The organism is Isoptericola halotolerans, assembly GCF_045689585.1.
Classification (GTDB): Bacteria; Actinomycetota; Actinomycetes; order Actinomycetales; family Cellulomonadaceae; genus Isoptericola; species Isoptericola halotolerans_B.
The window spans coordinates 3,448,197-3,469,785 of the sequence record NZ_CP140108.1 but is presented as its reverse complement, the minus strand read 5'-3'; the positions used below and the strand labels follow the sequence as shown (position 1 = coordinate 3,469,785).

Below are 21,589 nucleotides of genomic sequence, written 5' to 3'. Positions count from 1 at the left end.
CACGCCGGTCGGGTCACCACCCGGCCGCTCGTAGACTGGTGCGGTGACCACTCCCGACGCTCCGGCCCTGCCGCTGCGCCCCGAGCTCGCCGACGAGGTGCCCTACGGCGCCCCCCAGCTCGACGTGCCCGTCCGGCTCAACGTCAACGAGAACCCGTACCCGCCGTCCGAGGCGGTCGTGGCGACGATCGCCGAGCACGTCGCGCAGGCGGCGCGAGGGCTCAACCGGTATCCGGACCGAGACTTCGACGCGCTGCGCGACGACCTCGCGAGCTACCTCGCCGTCGAGTCGGGGGCCCGCCTCGACCGGTCCCAGGTGTGGGCGGCCAACGGCTCCAACGAGGTGATGCTGCACCTGCTGCAGGCCTTCGGCGGACCCGGGCGGACGGCGGTGTCCTTCGCGCCCACCTACTCGATGTACCCCGAGTACGCCCGGGACACGCACACCCGGTGGGTGACGGGTCGCCGGGCCGAGGACTTCACGATCGACACGGCCGCCGCGGTCGCGCTGATCGAGGCCGAGCGGCCGTCCGTCGTCCTGCTCGCCAGCCCGAACAACCCGACGGGCACGGCCCTCGACACGCGGACGGTCGAGGCCGTCCTGGAGGCCGCGACGCGGGTTCCCGCCGTCGTGGTCGTCGACGAGGCCTACGCCGAGTTCCGGCGTGAGGGGACGCCGTCGGCGCTCGCCCTGCTGGACCGGTACCCGCTCCTGGCGGTCACCCGCACCATGTCCAAGGCGTTCGCCGCCGCGGGTCTGCGGCTCGGGTACCTCGCGGCGTCGTCCGAGCTCGTAGACGCGCTCCGGGTCGTGCGGCTGCCGTACCACCTGTCCGCCGTCACCCAGGCGACGGCTCGGGCGGCGCTCGCGCACCGGGGGTCGCTGCTCGCCCAGGTGGCGGACCTGCGTGCGGGACGCGACGAGCTCGTGGCATGGTTGCGCGCGCAGCGCGTCGACGGCCGGCCGCTGCGGGTGGCCGACACCGACGCGAACTTCGCCCTGTTCGGCACCTTCGACGACCGGCACGCCGTCTGGCAGGGCCTGCTGGACCGTGGTGTGCTCGTCCGCGAGACCGGCCCCGCGGGCTGGCTGCGGGTCTCGGTGGGCACACCGGCAGAGAACCAGGCGTTCAAGGACGCGTTGACCGACGTGATCGGAGAGAAGTGATGGCAGACCGCACCGCACGCGTGGAGCGCGTCACCAGCGAGTCGAGCGTGGTCGTCGAGCTGAACCTCGACGGGACCGGGCGCACCGACATCTCGACGACGGTTCCGTTCTACGACCACATGCTCACCGCGCTCGGCAAGCACTCGCTCCTCGACCTGACCGTCCGGGCGACCGGGGACACGCACATCGATGCCCACCACACGGTCGAGGACACCGCGATCGTGCTGGGCCAGGCGCTGCGGTCCGCGCTCGGCGACAAGAAGGGCATCTCCCGGTTCGGCGACGCCGTGGTCCCGCTGGACGAGGCGCTGGCCCAGGCGGTCGTCGACGTCTCCGGCCGCCCCTACCTCGTGCACTCCGGCGAGCCCGCGGGCCAGGAGTACCACCTGATCGGGGGGCACTTCACGGGGTCCCTGACCCGGCACGTGCTGGAGTCGCTCGCCCACCACGCCGCCATCTGCCTCCACGTGCGCGTCCTGGCCGGCCGGGACCCGCACCACATCGTCGAGGCCCAGTTCAAGGCCCTGGCCCGCGCGCTGCGGGCCGCCGTCGCCCCGGACCCCCGGGTCGAGGGCATCCCGTCGACCAAGGGAGCGCTGTAAGGTGCCCAGCCCCTCCACACCCGACCAGCCGGGACGCCGGGACCTGCCCGACGTCCCCGCCGAGATCGAGATCCCCGACGACTTCGAGGTCCCCGACGACCTCTCCGGCCTCGGCCTGTCCCAGGACCCCGAGATCGCGGTCCTCATCACGCAGGTGGCGGACGCCGAGCCGTTGGCGGCCGCGTGCGTCCTCGCGGACGTGGAGGTCGACGCCGTGCCCACGCCGGTGGGTGCGCTCGCCGTCCTGCGGGACCGCACGGGCGAGGCGCCCCGGCAGGCGGCCGCCAAGATCTCGCGGCTCGTGACGGGCGTGCCGCTGATCCTCGTCACGCGCCAGGGCGAACAGCTCACGTGCCGGCGGTTCGCCGACGGCACGGAGGACGGCGAGCTCCCCGCCGGGCTGGTGCTGGGCGGCGCGCCCGACGCGCTCGAGGACCTGCTGACCGGCCACGTCGCGCTCGACGAGCTGCCGGGCGTCGTCCCGTCATCGGGCATCGGGCGGCTCAAGGCCGCACGCCTGCTCTCCCAGGTAGCGCGCAAGGAACGCAGGAGGAAGCGATGACGGACGCGTCCGGGCTCCTGCCCGACGACGGCGCCGCGGCCGAGCTCAACGCCCGGCCGGCAGCGCGCGAGCGCGCGACGGGCCGTCCGCGCGTCGTCGTGCTCGACTACGGCTTCGGCAACGTGCGGTCCGCGGTCCGCGCCCTGGAACGTGTCGGCGCCGACGTCGAGCTGACGGCCGACCGCCGGACGGCGACGGAGGCTGACGGTCTGGTGGTCCCCGGCGTCGGTGCGTTCGCGGCCTGCATGGACGGGCTGCGCGCTGTCGGCGGCGACCAGGTCGTGGACCGCCGCCTCGCCGGTGGGCGTCCCGTGCTGGGGGTCTGCGTGGGTATGCAGGTCATGTTCGCCGCCGGCGTGGAGCACGACGTGCGGGCCGACGGGCTCGGGGAGTGGAGCGGCGTCGTCGACCGTCTCGAGGCTCCCGTCGTGCCCCACATGGGCTGGTCCTCCGTCGAGCCGGCCGAGGGCTCCGCCCTGTTCCGCGGCGTGGAGGACGAGCGGTTCTACTTCGTGCACTCCTACGCCGCGCAGACCTTCACCCAGGGGCACGACGACGCCGCGGACCCGCGGTACACGCCGCCACGCGTCACCTGGGCCACGCACGGGCCGGACGACCGGGCGGCACGGTTCGTCGCCGCCGTCGAGGACGGTCCGCTGTCCGCCACGCAGTTCCACCCCGAGAAGTCCGGCGACGCCGGCGCCACCCTGCTCGAGAACTGGGTGCGGTCGCTGTGAGACGTCCCGACCGCACCGCCATCCCCTCACGACTGGAGTCCTCACGCATGACCGAACGCCTCGTGCTGCTGCCCGCCGTCGACGTCGCCGACGGTCAGGCCGTCCGCCTCGTCCAGGGGGAGGCCGGCTCGGAGACCTCGTACGGCGACCCGCGGTCCGCCGCCCTCGACTGGCAGGCCGGGGGCGCCGAGTGGATCCACCTGGTGGACCTGGACGCGGCGTTCGGCCGGGGGTCCAACGCCGAGCTGCTCGCCGGCGTCGTGGCGGAGGTCGACGTCCAGGTCGAGCTCTCCGGCGGCATCCGCGACGACGCCTCGCTGGAGCGCGCGCTCGCCACCGGCGCCCGCCGCGTCAACATCGGCACGGCGGCGCTGGAGGACCCGGAGTGGACGGCACGGGTCATCGCCGACCACGGGGACAAGGTCGCCGTCGGGCTGGACGTGCGCGGGACCACGCTCGCCGCCCGTGGCTGGACGCAGGAGGGCGGCGACCTGTGGGAGGTCCTCGCACGCCTCGACGACGCCGGCTGCGCGCGCTACGTCGTCACGGACGTCACCAAGGACGGCACGCTGCGCGGCCCGAACGTCGACCTGCTGCGGGAGGTCGCCGCCCGCACCCCGGCCAAGGTGGTCGCCTCGGGCGGGATCTCCTCCCTCGCGGACCTGGAGGCGCTGCGGGCGCTGACGGGCGAGGGGGTCGAGGGCGCCGTCGTGGGCAAGGCCCTGTACGCGGGCGCGTTCACGTTGCCCGAGGCGCTCGACGTCGCGGGTCGCCCATGAGGTCGATCCAGCCGACCAGCCAGTTCGCCGGGGACGACGGCTCGGCCGACGCCGAGCTGGCCCGCCGGCTCGAGGGCCTGCGCGCCGGCACGACGCCGCTGCGTGACGTCGTCGCGCGCCTCGCCGAGACCCGGGTCCTCGTGCCCGTGCTCGCCGAGGTGGAGGCGACCGGCACCGTCGAGCAGGACGGGGTCGAGCACACCGTCGACAAGGAGGCCTCGTCGGGCGTGGTGGCGCTGGAGTCGGCGGACGGCCGGCGCGCCCTTCCGGTCTTCACCTCGGTCGCCGCGATGCGGTCGTGGCGCACCGACGCGCGGCCGGTCCCGGTGGAGGCCGCCCGGGCAGCCCTGTCCGCGGTCAACGAGAAGTGGTCCTTGCTGGTGGTCGACCCGGCCGGTCCGGTGACGGCGCTCGTGCCGCGCCCCGCCGTGTGGGCGCTGGCCCAGGGGATCGAGTGGCGGCCGGCCCTGGTCCCCACCGCGGACGGGGTCGAGGTCGACCCGGACGTGGCCCGTGCCATCGGCGACGCGGCCGCCCCGGTCCAGCACGTCGTGCGGGCCTCCGCCGAACCCGGGCGCAAGGCGGAGGTCGCGGTCGTCCTCGCCCTCGACCCGGGCCTGGACCGGGCCGGGCTCGACGCCGTCCTCGGCCAGGTCAACGCCCGGCTGGCCGCGGCGAAGGTGGTCGCGGACCGCGTGGACTCGCTTGAGCTGCGCATCGCGGCGGCACGCTGACGGCACCGGCCCGTCCGGTCTGCGGCCGGTCGCTCAGCAGGGGGTGAGCTCGGTGAACGCCGCGGTGTCGCCGAGCATCTCGCGCAGGGTCGACTGCGGGACGAGCAAGGACCGGCCGTCGGTCGTCTTGGCGTAGACGACGCCGATGACGTCCCCCGCCTCGTCGAGAGCCGCCGACCCGGACGATCCCGGCTCGACGGGAGCGTCGGTGACCAGCACCTCGCCGAGGTTCTCGTGCAGGGGGTCGGTCGTCGTGCCGATGACCCGCCCCGCCGTCACGGTCAGGCGGCCGCCGGCGGGGTAGCCCACGACCGTCACGTCGTCGCCCGGCGCGGGATCGTCGTCGGCGAGCCGCGGGAACGACGGCAGGGGGTCCGCGGTGCGGACGACGGCGAGGTCGGCCAGTGCGGCCGTGCTCGCCGCGGACACGTCCAGGTCCCGGCCGTCGTACGTGGAGACCTGCAACGTCGAGGAGTCGGCGACGACGTGCCGGTTGGTGACGAGCGTGTGCTCGTCCAGGGCGAACCCGGAACCGGTCGACAGGGTGTCGCAGCCGACGTTGCGGATGCGGACGGCCATGCGCTGGACGGCGTCGAAGCCGTCGGGGGAGAGCTGGGCGGACCCTTCGGCGGACAGCGACGGAGCCGCGACGGACGGGACGATGTCCTGCGGGACCGGCGGTGGCATCTCGGGCAGGGCCGAGCACGCACCCAGCAGGAGCGCGAGCGCCCCGAGGAGGATGGAACCGGCCGCCGTGCGCCGAGCTGGGCCGCCCCGCCGCACGTCGGCTCCCGTGCTCACTGCGCGAGCTCCTGCTGGAGCTGGGTGTTCGCGTCGTTCGCCTCGTCGCAGAGGGCCTCGACGTCGGTGGCGAACCTCTCCAGGTCCTGCGGGTCGTAGGCCTCGCGGTCCTCCAGATAGCCGATGAGCTGGGACTGGGCGCTGGTGCACTGGCCCAGAGCGGTCGCGACCACGCCGGCGGCCTCGCTGACGCGCCGCTGGTAGTCGAGGTACTGCTGGCTGGCGACGTTCTCGTCACCGAGCTGGGCCTTCTCGTCGGCCAGGTCGGTGATCCGTGCGGTGGCCGTGTCCAGCTGCTCGCGTGCTGCCACCAGCTCGGCCGTGACCCCGTCCAGCTCCGCCTGCAGTGCCGAGACCTCGTCGGCGTAGCCGTACGCCTCGGCCTCCCACTGCGCTGCACGGTCCTCCCAGGCGGACGTGGCCTGCCAGAGGTAGCCCGTGGTGGCGATCGCCACGACGAGGAGCAGGCCGAGGACCACGGCGGTGACGCGGGCCGCCCGGCCCCGGGCACGGCTGCGCCCGCGGCGGCTCGTAGGGGCCGACGCGGCGTCGTCGCCGGGTACGGGCGAGGGAGCCGGTTCCCAGGGTCCCGAGGCCTGGGTCATCTCAGACGACGGAGCCCGTGTACTTCTCGCCCGGGCCCTCACCGGGCTCGTCGGGGACGACGGACGCCTCCCGGAAGGCGAGCTGGAGCGAACGCAGACCGTCCCGCAGCGAGCGGGCGTGCTGGTTGCCGATGTCGGGTGCGGCGGCGGTGACCAGCGCGGCGAGCGCGGTGATGAGCTTGCGGGCCTCGTCGAGGTCGAGGTGCTCGGCGGGGTCGTCCTCGGCCAGGCCGCACTTGACGGCAGCGGCGCTCATGAGGTGGACGGCGGCGGTGGTGATGACCTCGACGGCCGCGACGTCGGCGATGTCCCGGGTCGCCGTGCCGGGGTCCGACGTGGCACCGGGATCGGTGGTGTGGCTCATGGGGTCCATCTTGGCACCTCCCGGGCTCTCGGACGCCCGAGGCCGGGCCCGCACGTGGCGGACCCGGCCTCGGGCGCGGCGGCCGCGTTCCTCGGCCCCCACCTCTGCTGCGCTCCGGCTCAGCCGGCAGCGACCTCGGAGCGCAGCTTGGCGCCCAGCTCGGCGTCCACGTTCGACCAGTACTGGAAGAACCGCTCGCGGATCTCGTCGATGGTGATCGACCGGCCCTGGCCGGTGAGGTTCTCCAGGAAGCGTGCCTTGGCGGCGTCGTCGAAGACCTCGCGGTAGAGCGTGCCGGCCTGGCCGAAGTCGTCGTCCTCGGAGTGCAGGGTGTACGCCGAGCGGAGCAGCGCGCCGTCGGACTCCCAGCTGCCCTCCGAGGCCCGCGACGGGTCGGCGGCCGGCCCACCGAACGAGTTCGGCGTGTAGACGGGGTGCTCCGGGCCGTTGAAGTGGTAGGCCATCGGACCCTGGTGCATGTAGTTGCTCACCGGGGCGGCGTGCGGCTGGTTCACGGGGAGCTGGTTGAAGTTTGCGCCGATGCGGTGGCGGTGCGCGTCGTTGTAGGAGAACACGCGGGCCATGAGCATCTTGTCCGGCGAGATGTCCGTGCCGGGCACCTGGTTGCCGGGCGAGAACGCGGCCTGCTCGATCTCGGCGAAGAAGTTGCGCGGGTTGCGGTTCAGCGTGAACGTGCCGACCTTGATCAGGGGGTAGTCCGCGTGCGGCCACACCTTGGTCATGTCGAACGGGTTGAACCGGTAGGTCTTGGCGTCCTCGTACGGCATGACCTGGACCTTGACGTCCCAGGAGGGGTGCTCGCCGCGCTCGATCGCCTCGTACAGGTCCCGGCGGTAGTAGTCGGCGTCCTCGCCGGCGATGCGCTCGGCGTCGGCGGCGGACATGTTCTCCACGCCCTGCTTCGAGATGAAGTGGTACTGGACCCAGAAGCGCTCCCCGGCCGCGTTGATCCACTGGTACGTGTGCGAGCCGTAGCCGTTCAGGTGCCGCCAGGACTTCGACAGCCCGCGGTCGCCCATCAGGTAGGTCACCTGGTGCGCGCTCTCCGGGGACAGCGTCCAGAAGTCCCACTGCATGTCGGCGTCGCGCAGGCCGGAGGCACCGAGCCGCTTCTGGGAGTGGATGAAGTCGGGGAACTTCATCGCGTCGCGCAGGAAGAACACCGGCGTGTTGTTGCCCACGATGTCGAGGTTGCCCTCGGTCGTGTAGAAGCGCAGGGCGAAGCCGCGCACGTCGCGCCAGGTGTCGGGAGAACCCTGCTCGCCGGCCACGGACGAGAACCGCAGGACGGTCTCGGCCTTGGCGCCGGGCTGGAAGACCGCGGCGGAGGTGTACTGCGAGACGTCCTCGGTGACCTCGAACTCCCCGAAGGCGCCGCCACCCTTGGCGTGCGGGTTGCGCTCCGGGACGCGCTCGCGGTTGAAGGAGGCGAGCTTCTCGACCAGGTAGCGGTCGTGCAGCACGGTGGGGCCGTCGGAACCGACCGTGAGGGAGTACTGGTCGCTGCTGACCGGGGTGCCGGTCTGCGTCGTCGTGAACGGGGTCGTCATGGACGTCCTTTCTCGGGGACTTCTGGGGGGTCGGGTGGTCGGGGGGCCGGGGCGCAGGCGGGGCACAGGCCCCAGAACGTCACCTCGGCGAGGTCGACGGTGAAGCCGCGGGTGTCGCCCGGCGTCAGGCAGGGCGCGCTGCCGACGGTGCAGTCGACGTCGGCGACGGCGCCGCAGGCGCGGCACACGATGTGGTGGTGGTTGTCGCCGACCCGCCGTTCGTAGCGTGCCGGGTGCCCGGCGGGTTCCATGCGACGCAGGAGGCCCGCCGCGGATTGCGCGTGGAGAGAGTCGTAGACGGCCTGGACCGACGCGGTGCCGAGGTCGGCGCGCACGGCGCGGACGACGTCGTCGGCGGTCGAGTGCTCGTGGCCGTCGAGCGCACGCAGAACGGCGAGCCGCACACCGGTCACCCGCAGGCCGGCGCCGCGCAGGAGCTCGCGCTCCGTCGAGGCCGGGACGGCGGGAGTGGTGCTGGTCATGTCCGCAGCCTAGGGCGTTCTCTGGAATCCTTCCAGTCTGCGGGAGTGACGCACGCGACAGCGAAGGGCGTGTCCGGGCCTGATGTTGACCCGCGTGGGTCGTGCTAGTCTCATGTGCTGACCGACCCGACCGTTCGATCCGTTCGACGGCCGGGTGCCGCAAGTGGAGGACATCCCACCCGAGCACCGACGGGCGCCACGCCGAGAGCGTAGCGCCGACAGGGGCCGGGTCCGGTCGGACGGCGCACGCCGTCCTGCCCCGGTCGCCGACGTCACCCGCGTCGGCGTTGCCGGACCGATGGCCTCCACCTGTTCGCTCAGGTCGGGGGCCTTCCTCGTTCCTGGCGGTCTCACGACGAGTTCTAGGAGCATCACCATCAGCGAGCCTCGCATCAACGACCGGATCCGCGTCCCCGAGGTCCGGCTCATCGGCCCGGGCGGGGAACAGGTCGGCGTGGTCGCCACGGGCGTCGCCCTCAAGCTGGCGCAGGACGCCGACCTCGACCTCGTCGAGGTGGCGCCGGACGCCCGGCCGCCCGTGGCCAAGCTCATGGACTTCGGCAAGTTCAAGTACGAGTCGGACATGAAGGCGCGCGAGGCGCGTCGCAAGCAGGCGAACACCCTCCTCAAGGAGATCCGCTTCCGCCTGAAGATCGACCCGCACGACTACGCCACCAAGAAGGGCCACGTCGAGCGCTTCCTGTCGGCCGGCGACAAGGTCAAGGTCATGATCATGTTCCGTGGTCGTGAGCAGTCCCGCCCCGAGATGGGTGTCCGGCTGCTGCAGCGGCTCGCGGACGACGTGGCCGAGCTCGGTTTCGTCGAGTCCATGCCGAAGCAGGACGGCCGCAACATGACCATGGTCCTCGGGCCGGTCAAGAAGAAGGCGGACGCCAAGCACGAGCAGCGCAAGCGCTCTGCCGAGGTCAACGCCCAGCGCAAGACCAAGTCCGAGGTCAAGGCCGAGGCTCGCGCCAAGGCCGCCTCCGACGACAGCCCGTCCGAGACGCCCGCGCCGGTGGAGCCTGCGGCCGAGAGGCCTGCGCCGGCTGCCGAGCCGGCCGCGGCGACCTCGGCCCCCGAGCAGGACGGGACGACGGCAGCGCCGCGGCCCGGCCCCAAGCCGCGCCCGCAGGCGGGCTGAACGCTCGACAGACCATCTGGCACCGGGCCGGCGCACCGGCCGCGGTCAGCATCACGTCCCCGCCCTCGGGTGGGTGACCGACACGAGGAGAGACGGCAGTCATGCCGAAGAACAAGACGCACTCCGGCTCCAAGAAGCGCTTCCGGGTGACCGGCAAGGGCAAGCTCATGCGCGAGCAGACGAACGCTCGCCACTACCTCGAGCACAAGTCGAGCCGCCGTACGCGTCGGCTCGCCGTGGACCAGGACGTCGCACCCGCCGACGTCAAGCGAATCAAGAAGCTGCTCGGCAAGTGAGCCTGGCCGGCGGCCGATCCCGCCGGTAGCCCACTTCCGACCCGAACTGCAAGGAGCATCACGTGGCACGCGTGAAGCGGGCGGTCAACGCCCACAAGAAGCGCCGTACGACCCTCGAGCGCGCCAGCGGCTACCGCGGCCAGCGCTCGCGCCTGTACCGGAAGGCCAAGGAGCAGGTCACCCACTCCTTCGTCTACTCGTACCGCGACCGGAAGGCCAAGAAGGGCGACTTCCGCAAGCTGTGGATCCAGCGGATCAACGCGGCGTCCCGCGCGCAGGGTCTGACCTACAACCGCTTCGTCCAGGGCCTCAAGGCCGCGGGCGTCGAGGTCGACCGTCGCATGCTCGCCGAGCTCGCGGTCAACGACATCGCGGCGTTCAACGCGCTGGTCCAGGTCGCGAAGGACGCTCTGCCTGCAGACGTCAACGCGCCCAAGGCCGCCTGAGCCCGCGTCGCACCACCCGGACGCCCGGACAGCCCACCTGCCGATGCCTCGCATCCCCGACGTGACCCTCGCCAACCCGCGGGCGGCCCGCGTCAAGCAGGTCAGGGCCCTGTCCGGGCGTTCCGCGCGCTCCGCGCACGATCAGCTCCTCGTCGAGGGGCCGCAGGGCGTCCGAGAGGCGGTCCGGCACGCGCCGTCCACCGTGCGTGACCTCTACCTCACCCGGGCGGCGGCGCTTCGCTACACCGAGATCCTCGACGCCGCCCTGGCGGCCGGCCTGTACGTGCACCTCGGCACGCCCGAGGTGCTGGCGGCCATGAGCCCCGACGCCCAGGGCGTGCTGGCCGTGGTCCGCGCGGAGCGACCCACGCTGGCGGCGGCGCTCGACGCGCTCGGCCAGGGCCGCCGTCGTCCGCTGCTCGTGGCCGTGCTGGCGACCGTCCGTGACCCAGGGAACGCGGGCACGGTGATCCGGGCGGCCGACGCCGCCGGGGCCGACCTCGTGGTGCTCGCCGGCGACAGCGTCGACGTGCACAACCCCAAGGTCGTGCGTTCCACGGCCGGTTCGCTGTTCCACCTGCCCGTCGTGTCCGACGTGCCCCTCGCCGAGGTCGTCGACGCCGTCCGTGCGGCCGGGTGCACCGTGCTCGCCGCCGACGGCACCGGCGACCACGACCTCGACGACCTCCTGGACGTCGCGGGGCCGGCGGCAGACCGCCCGGCGGCCGTCCCCGACCTCGCCGCGTCGACCGCCTGGGTCTTCGGCAACGAGGCATGGGGGCTGCCGGCGGCCGACCGCGAGCTCGCGCACGCCGTCGTGAGGGTGCCGATCCGCGGCCGGGCCGAGTCCCTCAACCTCGCGACCGCCGCCACCGTCTGCCTCTACGCCTCCGGGCGGGCCCAGCGCTGACCCGCCCCGGGGGCACGATGTCGTCCCGGACCTCGTCGAACACCCCGCCGGGGTTGTTCGACAGGTTCTAGGATCGGCGGGTGCGACTCTTCACGGCCGTCTACCCCTCCGCCGAGGCGTCGGCCCATCTCGACCTGGCGGTCGGCGGGGTCGGCGGCGCCGCCGTCCCCGACCCTGGCGCCGGACTGCGCTGGGTCCCGCGCGCGCAGCGGCACGTGACGCTCGTGTTCCACGGGACGGTGCCTGACGGAGCGCTGCCCGGGTACGTGGCCACGTTGCGCGAGGCGCTGGCGCAGGTCGAGCCGTTCCCACTGTCCCTGGCCGGCAGCGGCACCTTCGGCGGGCGCACGCTCTGGGTGGGCCTGCGCGACGACGTGCCCGCCCTGCGGCGGCTCGGCGCGCTGGCGAGCGACGTGGCCGCCGGCGAGGGGATGCCCGCGCGGGAGCGGTCCGGTGGTCGTCCGCACGTGACCGTGGCGCGCGCCTCCACCGTCCGGGGCGGCGAGCGGCGGCAGGCCCGTCGCGAGCGCCGTGCTCCCGAGCCGGCGGCTCCCTTCGCGCAGTGGGCCCGTGCCCTGGCGGTCTACTCCGGGCCGGCCTGGACCGTCGAGCGGGTGCACGTCGTCGCGTCCGAGCTCGGCGCCGGGCGATCAGGTGGTCCGGCGCACACCGACGTCGCCGCGCTCCCGCTCGGCCAGGCCGTCGACGGCTGAGACATAGACTGTCCCCTGCCGCCACGCACATCCTCCAGGAAGGCACGCATGTCTGCGCCCGAACCGCTGCCCGATCCCTTGGACGTCGACGCGCTCGACGCCGCCGTCGACGCTGCGCTGGCGGACGTCGCCGCGGCGTCCGACCTGGACGACCTGAAGACCGTCCGGACCCGGCACACCGGTGACCGGAGCCCGCTCGCGCTGGCCAACCGCGCCATCGGCGCGCTGCCCGGGCCGGACAAGGCGGCCGCGGGCAAGAACGTGGGACCGCGGCGCGGACGCGTCAACCAGGCGATCGCCGCGCGCCACGCGGAGCTCGAGGAGGAGCGCGACGCCCGCGTGCTCGTCGAGGAGACCGTCGACGTCACCCTGCCGACCGACCGGGCACCGCGCGGAGCCCGCCACCCGATCGAGCTGATCCAGGAGCGGGTCGCCGACTTCTTCGTCGGCCTCGGCTGGGAGATCGCGGACGGGCCGGAGGTCGAGGCCGAGTGGTTCAACTTCGACGCGCTGAACTTCGGCCCGGACCACCCCGCCCGGCAGATGCAGGACACGTTCTACGTGGCGGGTACGGAGGGCGACGGGGGTTCCGCCGGGGAGGCCCCGAACCTCGTGCTGCGCACCCACACCTCGCCGGTGCAGGCCCGCTCCCTGCTCGAGCGGGGGGTGCCGCTGTACATCGCGTGCCCGGGCAAGGTCTTCCGGACCGACGCCCTGGACGCCACGCACACGCCCGTGTTCCACCAGGTCGAAGGGCTCGCCGTCGACAAGGGCCTGACCATGGCGAACCTGGTCGGGACGCTCGACGCCTTCGCGCGCGAGATGTTCGGCCCGCAGGCCCGGACCCGGTTGCGCCCGAGCTTCTTCCCCTTCACCGAGCCCAGCGCCGAGATGGACCTGTGGTTCCCCCAGAAGAAGGGCGGTGCGGGCTGGATCGAGTGGGGCGGCTGCGGCATGGTCCACCCCAACGTCCTGCGTGCGGCCGGCGTCGACCCCGAGGAGTACTCCGGGTTCGCGTTCGGCATGGGGATCGAGCGGACGCTCATGCTGCGCCACTCCATCGCTGACATGCACGACATCGTGGAGGGCGACGTGCGCTTCTCCACCCAGTTCGGGACGGAGATCTGATGCCCCGCATCGTTGCTGACTGGCTCGCCGACCACGTCGAGCTCCCGGCCGACCTGACGACGGAGCAGCTCGCCGCCGCCCTGGTCCGCGTGGGTCTCGAGGAGGAGGAGATCCACCCGGCCGCGGTGACGGGTCCGCTCGTCGTGGGCCGGGTGCTCGAGCTGACGGCCGAGCCGCAGAAGAACGGCAAGACGATCAACTGGTGCCGGGTCGACGTCGGCCCGGAGCACAACGACGACGACGGCGCCCGCGGGATCGTCTGCGGCGCGCACAACTTCGGGGTCGGCGACCTCGTGGCCGTGTCCCTGCCCGGGACGGTCCTGCCCGGCGGGTTCGAGATCGCGGCCCGCAAGACCTACGGGCACGTGTCCGACGGGATGATCTGCTCGGTGCGCGAGCTCGGCATCGGCGACGACCACGACGGCATCCTCGTGCTCACCCGCGCCGGCTTCGACGCCGCGGACCTGCGGCCCGGCCAGGACGCGGTCGCGCTGCTCGGGCTGGGTGACGAGGTGCTCGAGATCAACGTGACGCCGGACCGCGGGTACGCCTTCAGCTACCGGGGTGTGGCACGTGAGTACTCGCACGCCACGGGCGCGGCGTTCACCGACCGCGGGCTCGCCGAGGCGCTGCCCGTGCCCCCGCCGGCCGCGACCCCTGACGGGTTCGTCGTCGAGGTCGACGACCGGGCGCCGATCGACGGTCAGACCGGCTGCGACCGGTTCGTGACCCGGATCGTGCGCGGCATCGACCCCGCCGCACCGACGCCCGCGTGGATGAAGCGCCGGCTGGAGGGGTCGGGCATGCGTTCCATCTCCTTGACCGTCGACGTGACGAACTACGTCATGCTCGACCTCGGCCAGCCGCTGCACGCCTACGACTCGGCCGAGGTGGCTGCTCCCGTCGTGGTGCGGCGTGCCCGGACGGGGGAGCGCCTGACCACGCTCGACGACGTCGATCGCTCGCTGGACGCCGAGGACCTGCTCATCACGGACTCGCCCGACGGTGCGCGCGGCAGCCGCGTCCTCGGCCTGGCCGGTGTGATGGGGGGCGCGTCGTCGGAGGTCTCGTCGGCCACGACCGACGTGCTGGTCGAGGCCGCGCACTTCGACCAGGTGTCGGTCGCGCGGACGGCGCGCCGCCACCGGCTGCCGTCCGAGGCGGCGAAGCGGTTCGAGCGCGGCGTCGACCCCCGGCTGCCCGCGGTCGCCGCGCAGCGCGTGGTCGACCTGCTCGTCGAGCTCGGCGGGGGGACCGCCGACCACGCCGTCAGCGACCTGGACGTCACGACGTCGCCGGCACCGATCACGCTCGACGTGACCCTGCCGGGCCGGACGGCCGGCGTGCCCTACGCGCGCGACCAGGTGGTGGACGTCCTGCGCACGATCGGTGGCACCGTGGACGAGGCGGCGACCGGCTCCCTCGAGGTCACGCCGCCGTCCTGGCGCCCGGACCTCACCGAGCCGGCGACGCTGGTCGAGGAGGTCGTGCGCATCGCCGGCTACGACCAGATCCCCTCGGTCCTGCCCGCGGCCCGCGGGGGGCGGGGCCTCACCGCCGAGCAGCGGACCCGCCGGTCCGTCGCCCGGGCGCTGGCCGAGGCCGGCCTGGTCGAGGTGCTCACCTACCCGTTCGTCGGTCCGGCGGACCTCGACGCCCTCGGCCTGCCGGCTGACGACGAACGGCGCACGGCGCTGCGGCTGGCGAACCCGCTGGCGGACGACCGGCCGCTGATGCGGACCAACCTCCTGGTGACGCTGCTCGAGGCGGCTCGCCGCAACGTCGCCCGCGGTCTGGAGGACGTCTCCGTCTTCGAGATCGGCCTGGTGACGCGTCCGACGGCTGGAGCGCCGCCGGCGCCACAGCTGCCGGTCGGTGTGCGTCCGGGGCCGGAGGAGCTCGCCGCGCTCGCGGCCGCCACCCCGGCGCAGCCGCGCCGGGTGGCCGGCGTGCTGGCGGGCCACGCCGATCCCGCCGGCTGGTGGGGCCCGGGTCGACAGGCGGACTGGGCCGATGCGCTGGAGGCCGCCCGCCTGGTCGCCGACGTCGTCGGTGCTCGGGTCGTGGTGACCAACGACCCGGACCACCTGCCGTGGCATCCCGGTCGGACCGCCCGCATCGCGCTGGCCGACGCCCCGGGGACCACGGTCGGGCACGCCGGCGAGCTGCACCCGAAGGTCGTCGAGAAGCTCGGGCTGCCGGCGCGCACGGCCGCGTTCGAGCTGGATCTGTCGGCGCTGGTCGACGCCGCGGGCGACGCGCCGGTCGAGTCGGTGCCCGTCTCGGCGTTCCCCGCCGCCAAGGAGGACCTCGCCTTCGTGGTCGACGGTGACGTGCCGGCCGAGGAGGTGCGCGCCGCGATCGTGGCGGGAGCCGGGCCGCTCCTCGAGGACGTGACGCTGTTCGACGTCTTCACCGGTGAGCAGGTGGGCGAGGGCAAGAAGTCGTTGGCCTACTCGCTGCGGCTGCGGGCCACCGAGCGCACCCTGGGTGCCGAGGACGTCCGGGCGGTGCGTGACGGCGTGGTCGCGGCCACGGCGGAGCGGGTCGGGGCGGTGCTCCGTGGTTGAGCCGCAACCGGCCCGGACCGCGCTGGTCACCGGCGCAAGCCGCGGGATCGGCCGTGCGGTCGCCCTGGGACTGGCCGACGCCGGGCTCGACGTCGCGCTGCTCGCCCGCGACGAGGAGCGCCTCGCCCAGGTCGCTGCCGAGGTGCGCGGCCGGGGGCGGCGGGCGCTGGTCCTCGCGGCGGACGTGACCGACCCGACGGCGGTGGCCGCTGCCGTCGCGCGCGCCGAGTCCCCGGCGGCCGACGGCGGCCTGGACGGCGTCGACCTGCTGGTCAACAACGCCGGCCGCATCGACGTCGAGGTGCCCGTCTGGGAGGCCGACGTCGACGAGTGGTGGCAGGTCATGACCACGAACGTCCGGGGGCCGTTCCTGCTCGCGAGGTTCGCGGTGCCGGGGATGCTCGCCCGCGGTGGCGGCCGGGTCATCGACCTCAACAGCGGCTCCGGTTCGCACGACATGACCTACTCCAGCGCCTACAACCTGTCCAAGACGGCGCTGATGCGGCTCGGGCACCACCTGCACGCCACGGGGCACGGGCGAGGCCTGCGCACGCTGGAGCTGGCCCCGGGCGTGGTCGCCACGGACATGACGGCCGCGATGGGCGTGCACGCCGACCGCACCGAGTGGACGCCGGTCGAGCGCACGGTCGACGTCGCGGTCGCTTTCGCCCGGGGAGAGCTGGACGAGTGCTCCGGCTGGTTCGTGCGCGTCTCTGACGACACGCCGGCGTCGCTGCGAACGCTGGCCACCGAGGCGACGGCTGCGGCGCCGCGGCACCTGCGGGTGCTGCCCGCCGGTCCGAGCGACCCGCTGTCCCAGGCCCTGACCGGCCGCTGACCCGCGACGCCGCAGAGCGGCGTGGACGCGACGTCGCCGAGCGGCGTGGACGCGACGTCGCCGAGCGGCGGCGGAGCGGCGCTCGCCTACCGCTGGGCGTCGCGCCAGGCCACCCACTGCTTCGCGAGGTCGAGGTCGAAGTCGGGGCCGCTGGTGCCGATCGTGAAGAGGGTGGCACCGGCGTCGACGAGGGCGACGGCGACCTCCCGCGGTGGTCGCTTGACCCCGACCGACCGTTCGACCTGCGCGGCGGTGTCGCGGCCGACGTCTGCGCCGTGCGCGTCCAGCACGGTCGACTTGTGACGCAGCGTGGCGGCGTCCCCGAACGAGTGCCACACGTCGGCGTGCTCGGCGACGAGCCGCAGCATCTTCTTCTCGCCGCCGCCGCCGACGAGCAGCGGGATGTCGCGCGTGGGTGCGGGGTTGCCGGCAGCCAGCCGGGCGCGGACGCGGGGCAGCGCCGCGGCGAGGTCGGCGATGCGGGTGCCGGCCGAACCGAACTCGTAGCCGAACTCGCGGTAGTCCTTCTCGGCCCACCCGGCGCCGATACCGAGGATCAGGCGCCCTCCGCTGATGTGGTCGACCGTGCGGGCCATGTCCGCGAGCAGGTCCGGGTTGCGGTAGCCGTTGCCGGTCACCAGCGCGCCGATCTCCACACGTTCGGTCTGCTCCGCCCAGGCGCCGAGCATCGTCCAGCACTCGAAGTGCTTCCCGTCCGGGTCGCCGGACAGAGGGAAGAAGTGGTCCCAGCTGAACACGATGTCGACGCCGGCGTCCTCGGCGCGCAGGACGGTGTCGCGGATCGTCGCGTAGTCGCCGTGCTGCTGGCCGAGCTGGTAGGCGATGCGGATCCTCGAGGTCATGCGGGCACGCTAGCGCGCGGTGAGGCCCGACTCAATGGCCCACCGTGCGACCTCGACCCGGTTGCGGGTGCCGGTCTTGGCGAGCACCGACCCGAGATGGGTCTTGACCGTGCTGAGGCTCAGGTGCAGCTCGGTGGCGATCTCGGCGTTGGTGCGCCCGGCCGCGACGAGCGCGAGCACCGCCTCCTCACGGTCGGTCAGGGGCGCGGAGGGCGTCGGTGGCCGCCGGGAGGCGGCGAAGTGAGACAGCAGCCGCACGGTCACCCCGGGGTCGATGAGGGCGTCGCCGGACGCGGCCGCCCGAACGGCCTGCGCCAGCAGGCCGGGACCGGCGTCCTTGAGCAGGAACCCGCGGGCACCCGCCCCGAGCGCGGCGTGCACGTGCTCGTCCAGGTCGAAGGTGGTGATCACGACGACGGGTACCGGGTCGTCGACGCCGGGTCCGGCGAGCTCGCGGGTGGCGGCCACGCCGTCGAGGACGGGCATCCGCAGGTCGAGGAGGCAGACGTCGGGCCGGTGGGCACGGGCCAGACGCACGGCCTGGCGCCCGTCGGCGGCCACGGCGACGACCTGGATCCCGTCCTGGGCGTCGAGGATGGTCCGCAGTCCGGTCCGGACGATCTCCTGGTCGTCGGCGACCAGCACGCGGATCGTCATCGGTCGCCGCCGGGGGCCGGGAGGGTGGCGGCCACGGTCCACCCGCCGGCCGGGTCCGGCCCCGCGGTGCACCGGCCGCCCAGCAGTGCGGCACGTTCGGCCATGCCGGCCAGGCCGTGGCCGGTGGTACCCGGCGCGCCCGCCGTGCCGTCGTCGTGCACGCGCAGCGTCACCGCACCGCCTGCGCGACCGACCGCCACGTCCACGCGGGTGGCCCCGGTGGCGTGCCGGCGGGCGTTCGTGACGGCTTCCTGGGCCAGCCGGTAGACCGTGGTGGCCACGGTCACGCCGACCGGTTCGACGTCCGGGGCGACCCGGACGTCGACGACGGGCGCAAGCCCGCCCACGGGAGAGGCCAGCGAGGCCAGGTCGGCGAGCCCGGGCGCCGGCCGGCGGCGCAGCGCGTCGTCGGTGCGCAGGGTGCCGACGATGGCGCGCATGTCGGTCAGTGCGGCGCGGGCCTCGTGCTCGACGGATCGCAGGGCCTCCCGTGCGGCCTCGGGAGCGCGGACGGACTCGATCTGGCCGGCCTGGGCCCGCACGGCGATCCCGGAGAGGGTGTGGGCGAGCGTGTCGTGCAGGTCGCGGGCGATCCGCGCACGCTCCTGGGCGGTGATCCGTTCCCGCTCGCGTTCGCGGGCGGCGAGTCGCGACCGGCGCAGCTCGCCGGTGAGCGCGAGCAGCGCGAGGAACGCGGCGCCGGCGAGGGCGTCGACGGCGCCTCCCGAGCGCACGACGACCGAGACGGCGAATCCTCCGACCAGCAGGAGCGACCCTGCGGCCACCGCCCGCCCCGATCCCCAGCGGTACAGGGCGTAGGGCGCCAGCACGAGCGAGACGGTGGTCACGAGCGTGGTAGGGGCGGGCCCGGCAGCGGCCTGGAGGAGCTCGAGGGCACTCGTGGGGACGGTGGCGACGGCCACGACGAGCAGCGGGTGGACCCGCCGCCAGGGCAGGGTGGTCAGGGCGACGACGGTGACGGCGACGGTCACCACCGGCCGGACGAGGTCGGTGCGCAGCGTGCCCTCGAGGACGGCCGCGGCGACCAGGACCAGGACCAGTACGCCGTCGCGACGGCGTGGCGGCTCGGCGCCGGGGGCCGGCGGACGACCCAGGAGGCGCCCGGCCGCGATGCGCTGCACGGGGCTGATACTAGTCACCGGTGCCTCCGGCGTGCGACGACCCACTCCGCGACCAGGACGTTGAGCACCCAGCCGGCGCCCATCGACACCGGACGCACCCAGTCGGGCGGGTCCGCCAGGGCGAGCGTCGGTCCTGCGCTGAGCACCTGGGTGCCGGCGCCCATCCCGAGGGCGTAGGCGCGGGTCATCCACGCGCCGTGGCTGGCGTACCGGTGGCGTGCCAGGGCGACCACGGCCAGCGTGAGCTGGGCGAGCATGGCCACGCCGACGGCGTAGCGCATGAGGGCGAGGGCGCCGTCGTCGCCCGCGGGCACCTCGTAGGCGGCGGTCATCCACAGACCGCTGGCGGCGACGAGCACGCCCGTGGGAACCAGGACGGTGCCGGCGCGGCGGTGCCAGGCGTGGTGGTCGCGGCGGATGCGGCGGGAGAACTGGAACGCGCCGAGGACGGCGTAGACGGTGGCGGTCACCACGTGCAGGACGATCGGTACCGGGTCGGCGACGAACCGGGCGTTGTCGGCCGTGATCTCGCCGAGGTCACCGAGGCGCACGGCGCCCGCGGCGACGGGCACCGCGGCGAGGGCGAGCAGGCCGGCCACGGCGAGCCGGTCGCGGGCGGCGGAGCGGGCGGCGGGCCGGGTGGAGGCGCGAGATGGAAGAGAGGTCGGGCGAGAGGTCGAGGTGCTGGACATGACGTCAGCGTGCGTGTCGGCCGCTGGTCGCCACATCGGCCGATGGGCCGGTCCTCGTCGGCCGGTCGGACGGGACCGGGCCGGTCAACCGGTGCGGGTCGCCACGGCGAAGACGCGGCGGAACTCCAGGGGCGTCCCGAAGGCCCGCGGCGGGTAGGCGCCCCGCAGGGCGGCGCCGTACTCGGCCTCGAACGCCACCCGCAACGTGGTGCCGTGGGCGTCGTCGTGCGCCGTCAGGGCCTGCAACGTCGGCTGTGCGCCGGTCGCCGAGATCCACCGCAGCACGGGGTCCGGCCCGTCGAGCACGTGCGTGCAGGTGGTCTCCCAGGCGTCGACGGTCCAGCCGGGCGCGGCGAGGAGATCCAGGTACTCGGCGGGGTCGGCCGTCGCACGTCGTGGCACCGGCCCGACGACGGCGGCGTACGGCGAGCGGGCCGCGACCTCGCGGAGCAGACGATGGCTGGGGGCGTCGTGGTTGCCGGGTACCTGGAACGCGAAGACCTGGGCGGCTGTCGCGGCCAACGCTGCGAGGAGCTCGCGGTGGCCCGGGACCCACCGCAGCGCCGCGTTGCTGATGACGAGGTCGGCACCGGTCGGCGAGATGTGCCCGGCGGCGTAGTCCCGCAGGTCGGCGCGCTGGTACCGCGCTCGGGGGTCGGTGTTGTCCGCCGCTGCCCGTTCGATCATGGCGGGCGAGGCGTCGATGCCGACGACGTCCGCGTGGGGCCACCGCGACGGTGGGGGACCAGTCGGGCACGGCAGTCTCCTTCGACGTCAAGTGTCTTGACGTCAAGTTATACCTACGGCAGGAGGAGCACCTTGCCCGTGGTCGCCCGACCCTCGAGGGCGGCGTGCGCAGAGGCGGCGTCCGCCAGCGGGTAGGTCGCTCCGACCCGTACCTCGAGGTCGCCGTCGGCCGCGGCGCCGAGCACCTCGCCCGCCCGCCACTCCAGCTCCGCGCGGGTCGCGGTGTAGTGGGCGAGCGTCGGGCGGGTGACGTACAGCGACCCGCCGGCGTTGAGTCGCTGCAGGTCGAACGGCGGCACCTGTCCCGACGCGCCGCCGAACAGCACCAGGGTGCCGCGCCGGCGCAGGGACGCCAGCGAGGCGTCGAACGTGGCGGCGCCGACGCCGTCGTACACCACGTGCACGCCGGCTCCGTCAGTCAGCTCGTGGACGACGGCGGGCAGCTCGGCCGTGAGGTTGTCCATCGCCGCGTAGTCGATGGTGTGAGCGGCACCTGCTCCCGACGAGAGCGCGGCCTTCTCCGGCGACGACACCGTCGTGAGCACCCTGCCGCCCCGCGCCGTGGCGAGCTGTGTCGCCAGGAGACCGACACCGCCGGCGCCGGCCGTCAGGAGGACGTCGTGGCCCAGGCCCACCTCGAAGGTCGAGGTGACCAGGTAGTGCGCCGTCATGCCCTGCAGGGGGAGGGCCGCGGCCGTCGTCAGGTCGAGGCCGGTGGGCACGTGCACCGCGACGTCGGCGCCGACCACCGCGAGCTCGGCGTACGACCCGGGCGCCTGGTGCCAGGCGACGCGGTCGCCGACGGTGAAACCGTCGACCTCGGTGCCGCAGGCCTCGACCGTGCCCGAACCCTCCACGCCCACCACGTGCGGGAAATCCATCGGGTAGACGCCCGCACGCCGGTAGGTGTCGATGAAGTTCACCCCCGCCGCGGCCACCCGCACGAGCAGCTGTCCCGGCCCGGGCTCGGGGTCGGGACGCTCGGTGTGTTCCAGGACCTCGGGGCCGCCCGCCGAGCGGGCCACGACTGCGCGCATG

Annotated in this window: 25 protein-coding genes; 14 read left to right on the top strand and 11 right to left on the bottom strand. The window is 74.1% G+C overall.

Annotated features, from left to right (window positions below):
* The first annotated feature begins 43 nt into the window (after positions 1-43).
* The 6 genes from UQW22_RS16340 to UQW22_RS16315 are packed head-to-tail and all read left to right on the top strand — an operon-like array spanning position 44 to position 4,582.
* Positions 44-1,168, top strand: coding sequence for a histidinol-phosphate transaminase (locus UQW22_RS16340; RefSeq protein ID WP_407318169.1), 1,125 nt, complete (start codon positions 44-46; stop codon positions 1,166-1,168).
* Complete coding sequence (gene hisB / locus UQW22_RS16335) at positions 1,168-1,770, top strand: imidazoleglycerol-phosphate dehydratase HisB (RefSeq protein WP_407318168.1); 603 nt, start codon at positions 1,168-1,170, stop codon at positions 1,768-1,770. Before UQW22_RS16340 ends, hisB begins: the two co-directional genes overlap by 1 nt.
* Before the next feature lies 1 nt (position 1,771).
* Positions 1,772-2,332, top strand: coding sequence for a hypothetical protein (locus UQW22_RS16330; RefSeq protein ID WP_407318166.1), 561 nt, complete (start codon positions 1,772-1,774; stop codon positions 2,330-2,332).
* Positions 2,329-3,069, top strand: coding sequence for an imidazole glycerol phosphate synthase subunit HisH (gene hisH, locus UQW22_RS16325; protein ID WP_407318165.1), 741 nt, complete (start codon positions 2,329-2,331; stop codon positions 3,067-3,069). The genes UQW22_RS16330 and hisH overlap by 4 nt, the downstream gene beginning before the upstream one ends.
* A 47-nt stretch (positions 3,070-3,116) precedes the next feature.
* On the top strand, positions 3,117-3,848 hold the full coding sequence (gene priA / locus UQW22_RS16320; RefSeq protein ID WP_407318164.1) for a bifunctional 1-(5-phosphoribosyl)-5-((5-phosphoribosylamino)methylideneamino)imidazole-4-carboxamide isomerase/phosphoribosylanthranilate isomerase PriA: 732 nt from the start codon (positions 3,117-3,119) through the stop codon (positions 3,846-3,848).
* Entirely contained in the window at positions 3,845-4,582 is a 738-nt protein-coding gene (locus UQW22_RS16315; protein WP_407318163.1) for an SseB family protein, read from the top strand. The genes priA and UQW22_RS16315 overlap by 4 nt, the downstream gene beginning before the upstream one ends.
* Before the next feature lie 33 nt (positions 4,583-4,615).
* Here UQW22_RS16315 and UQW22_RS16310 read toward each other — a convergent pair whose 3' ends face one another.
* The 5 genes from UQW22_RS16310 to UQW22_RS16290 all read right to left on the bottom strand — a co-directional run bounded on the left by UQW22_RS16310 (position 4,616) and on the right by UQW22_RS16290 (position 8,405).
* Positions 4,616-5,383, bottom strand: coding sequence for a serine protease (locus UQW22_RS16310; RefSeq protein ID WP_407318162.1), 768 nt, complete (start codon positions 5,381-5,383; stop codon positions 4,616-4,618).
* Positions 5,380-5,988 (bottom strand): hypothetical protein, encoded by a 609-nt coding sequence (locus UQW22_RS16305; protein WP_407318161.1) that lies wholly within the window; start codon positions 5,986-5,988, stop codon positions 5,380-5,382. The genes UQW22_RS16310 and UQW22_RS16305 overlap by 4 nt, the downstream gene beginning before the upstream one ends.
* A gap of 1 nt (position 5,989) precedes the next feature.
* A complete protein-coding gene (locus tag UQW22_RS16300; protein ID WP_407318160.1) occupies positions 5,990-6,352 on the bottom strand; it encodes a DUF1844 domain-containing protein in 363 nt (120 codons plus the stop codon).
* Positions 6,353-6,471: 119 nt separating this feature from the next.
* Positions 6,472-7,923 carry a catalase gene (locus tag UQW22_RS16295; RefSeq protein ID WP_407318159.1) on the bottom strand — a complete coding sequence of 484 codons (1,452 nt, stop codon included), beginning with the start codon at positions 7,921-7,923 and terminating at the stop codon, positions 6,472-6,474.
* Complete coding sequence (locus UQW22_RS16290) at positions 7,920-8,405, bottom strand: Fur family transcriptional regulator (RefSeq protein ID WP_407318158.1); 486 nt, start codon at positions 8,403-8,405, stop codon at positions 7,920-7,922. Before UQW22_RS16290 ends, UQW22_RS16295 begins: the two co-directional genes overlap by 4 nt.
* A 298-nt stretch (positions 8,406-8,703) precedes the next feature.
* On the opposite strand from UQW22_RS16290, the gene infC reads away from it, so the two are divergent.
* The 8 genes from infC (at position 8,704) to UQW22_RS16250 (ending at position 16,450) form a co-directional block, all read left to right on the top strand.
* On the top strand, positions 8,704-9,549 hold the full coding sequence (infC, locus tag UQW22_RS16285; RefSeq protein WP_407318157.1) for a translation initiation factor IF-3: 846 nt from the start codon (positions 8,704-8,706) through the stop codon (positions 9,547-9,549).
* A 101-nt stretch (positions 9,550-9,650) separates the two neighbouring features.
* Positions 9,651-9,845 carry a 50S ribosomal protein L35 gene (gene rpmI, locus UQW22_RS16280; protein ID WP_106267914.1) on the top strand — a complete coding sequence of 65 codons (195 nt, stop codon included), beginning with the start codon at positions 9,651-9,653 and terminating at the stop codon, positions 9,843-9,845.
* A 62-nt stretch (positions 9,846-9,907) separates the two neighbouring features.
* Complete coding sequence (rplT, locus tag UQW22_RS16275) at positions 9,908-10,291, top strand: 50S ribosomal protein L20 (RefSeq protein ID WP_407318156.1); 384 nt, start codon at positions 9,908-9,910, stop codon at positions 10,289-10,291.
* Positions 10,292-10,334: 43 nt separating this feature from the next.
* The gene (locus UQW22_RS16270; RefSeq protein ID WP_407318155.1) at positions 10,335-11,201 is read left to right on the top strand and encodes a TrmH family RNA methyltransferase; all 867 of its coding nucleotides are present in this window, start codon (positions 10,335-10,337) and stop codon (positions 11,199-11,201) included.
* A gap of 80 nt (positions 11,202-11,281) precedes the next feature.
* Positions 11,282-11,914 carry an RNA 2',3'-cyclic phosphodiesterase gene (gene thpR, locus UQW22_RS16265; protein WP_407318154.1) on the top strand — a complete coding sequence of 211 codons (633 nt, stop codon included), beginning with the start codon at positions 11,282-11,284 and terminating at the stop codon, positions 11,912-11,914.
* A gap of 48 nt (positions 11,915-11,962) precedes the next feature.
* Complete coding sequence (gene pheS / locus UQW22_RS16260; RefSeq protein WP_407318152.1) at positions 11,963-13,042, top strand: phenylalanine--tRNA ligase subunit alpha; 1,080 nt, start codon at positions 11,963-11,965, stop codon at positions 13,040-13,042.
* Positions 13,042-15,612: a phenylalanine--tRNA ligase subunit beta gene (gene pheT / locus UQW22_RS16255; RefSeq protein WP_407318151.1), complete on the top strand. Its 2,571-nt coding sequence runs from the start codon at positions 13,042-13,044 to the stop codon at positions 15,610-15,612. The genes pheS and pheT overlap by 1 nt, the downstream gene beginning before the upstream one ends.
* Entirely contained in the window at positions 15,605-16,450 is an 846-nt protein-coding gene (locus UQW22_RS16250) for an SDR family NAD(P)-dependent oxidoreductase (protein ID WP_407318150.1), read from the top strand. The genes pheT and UQW22_RS16250 overlap by 8 nt, the downstream gene beginning before the upstream one ends.
* Before the next feature lie 86 nt (positions 16,451-16,536).
* On the opposite strand, the gene UQW22_RS16245 is transcribed toward UQW22_RS16250, so the two are convergent.
* The 6 genes from UQW22_RS16245 to UQW22_RS16220 form a co-directional block, all read right to left on the bottom strand.
* Positions 16,537-17,313 carry an LLM class F420-dependent oxidoreductase gene (locus tag UQW22_RS16245; protein WP_407318149.1) on the bottom strand — a complete coding sequence of 259 codons (777 nt, stop codon included), beginning with the start codon at positions 17,311-17,313 and terminating at the stop codon, positions 16,537-16,539.
* Between the two features lie 9 nt (positions 17,314-17,322).
* The gene (locus tag UQW22_RS16240; RefSeq protein WP_407318148.1) at positions 17,323-17,970 is read right to left on the bottom strand and encodes a response regulator; all 648 of its coding nucleotides are present in this window, start codon (positions 17,968-17,970) and stop codon (positions 17,323-17,325) included.
* Positions 17,967-19,112 carry a sensor histidine kinase gene (locus UQW22_RS16235; protein ID WP_407318146.1) on the bottom strand — a complete coding sequence of 382 codons (1,146 nt, stop codon included), beginning with the start codon at positions 19,110-19,112 and terminating at the stop codon, positions 17,967-17,969. Before UQW22_RS16235 ends, UQW22_RS16240 begins: the two co-directional genes overlap by 4 nt.
* 14 nt (positions 19,113-19,126) lie before the next feature.
* Positions 19,127-19,804, bottom strand: coding sequence for a DUF2306 domain-containing protein (locus UQW22_RS16230; RefSeq protein ID WP_407318145.1), 678 nt, complete (start codon positions 19,802-19,804; stop codon positions 19,127-19,129).
* 84 nt (positions 19,805-19,888) lie between these two features.
* Positions 19,889-20,566, bottom strand: coding sequence for a methyltransferase domain-containing protein (locus UQW22_RS16225; RefSeq protein WP_407320841.1), 678 nt, complete (start codon positions 20,564-20,566; stop codon positions 19,889-19,891).
* A 38-nt stretch (positions 20,567-20,604) separates the two neighbouring features.
* A complete protein-coding gene (locus tag UQW22_RS16220) occupies positions 20,605-21,588 on the bottom strand; it encodes a quinone oxidoreductase family protein (RefSeq protein WP_407318144.1) in 984 nt (327 codons plus the stop codon).
* Position 21,589 lies beyond the last annotated feature (1 nt).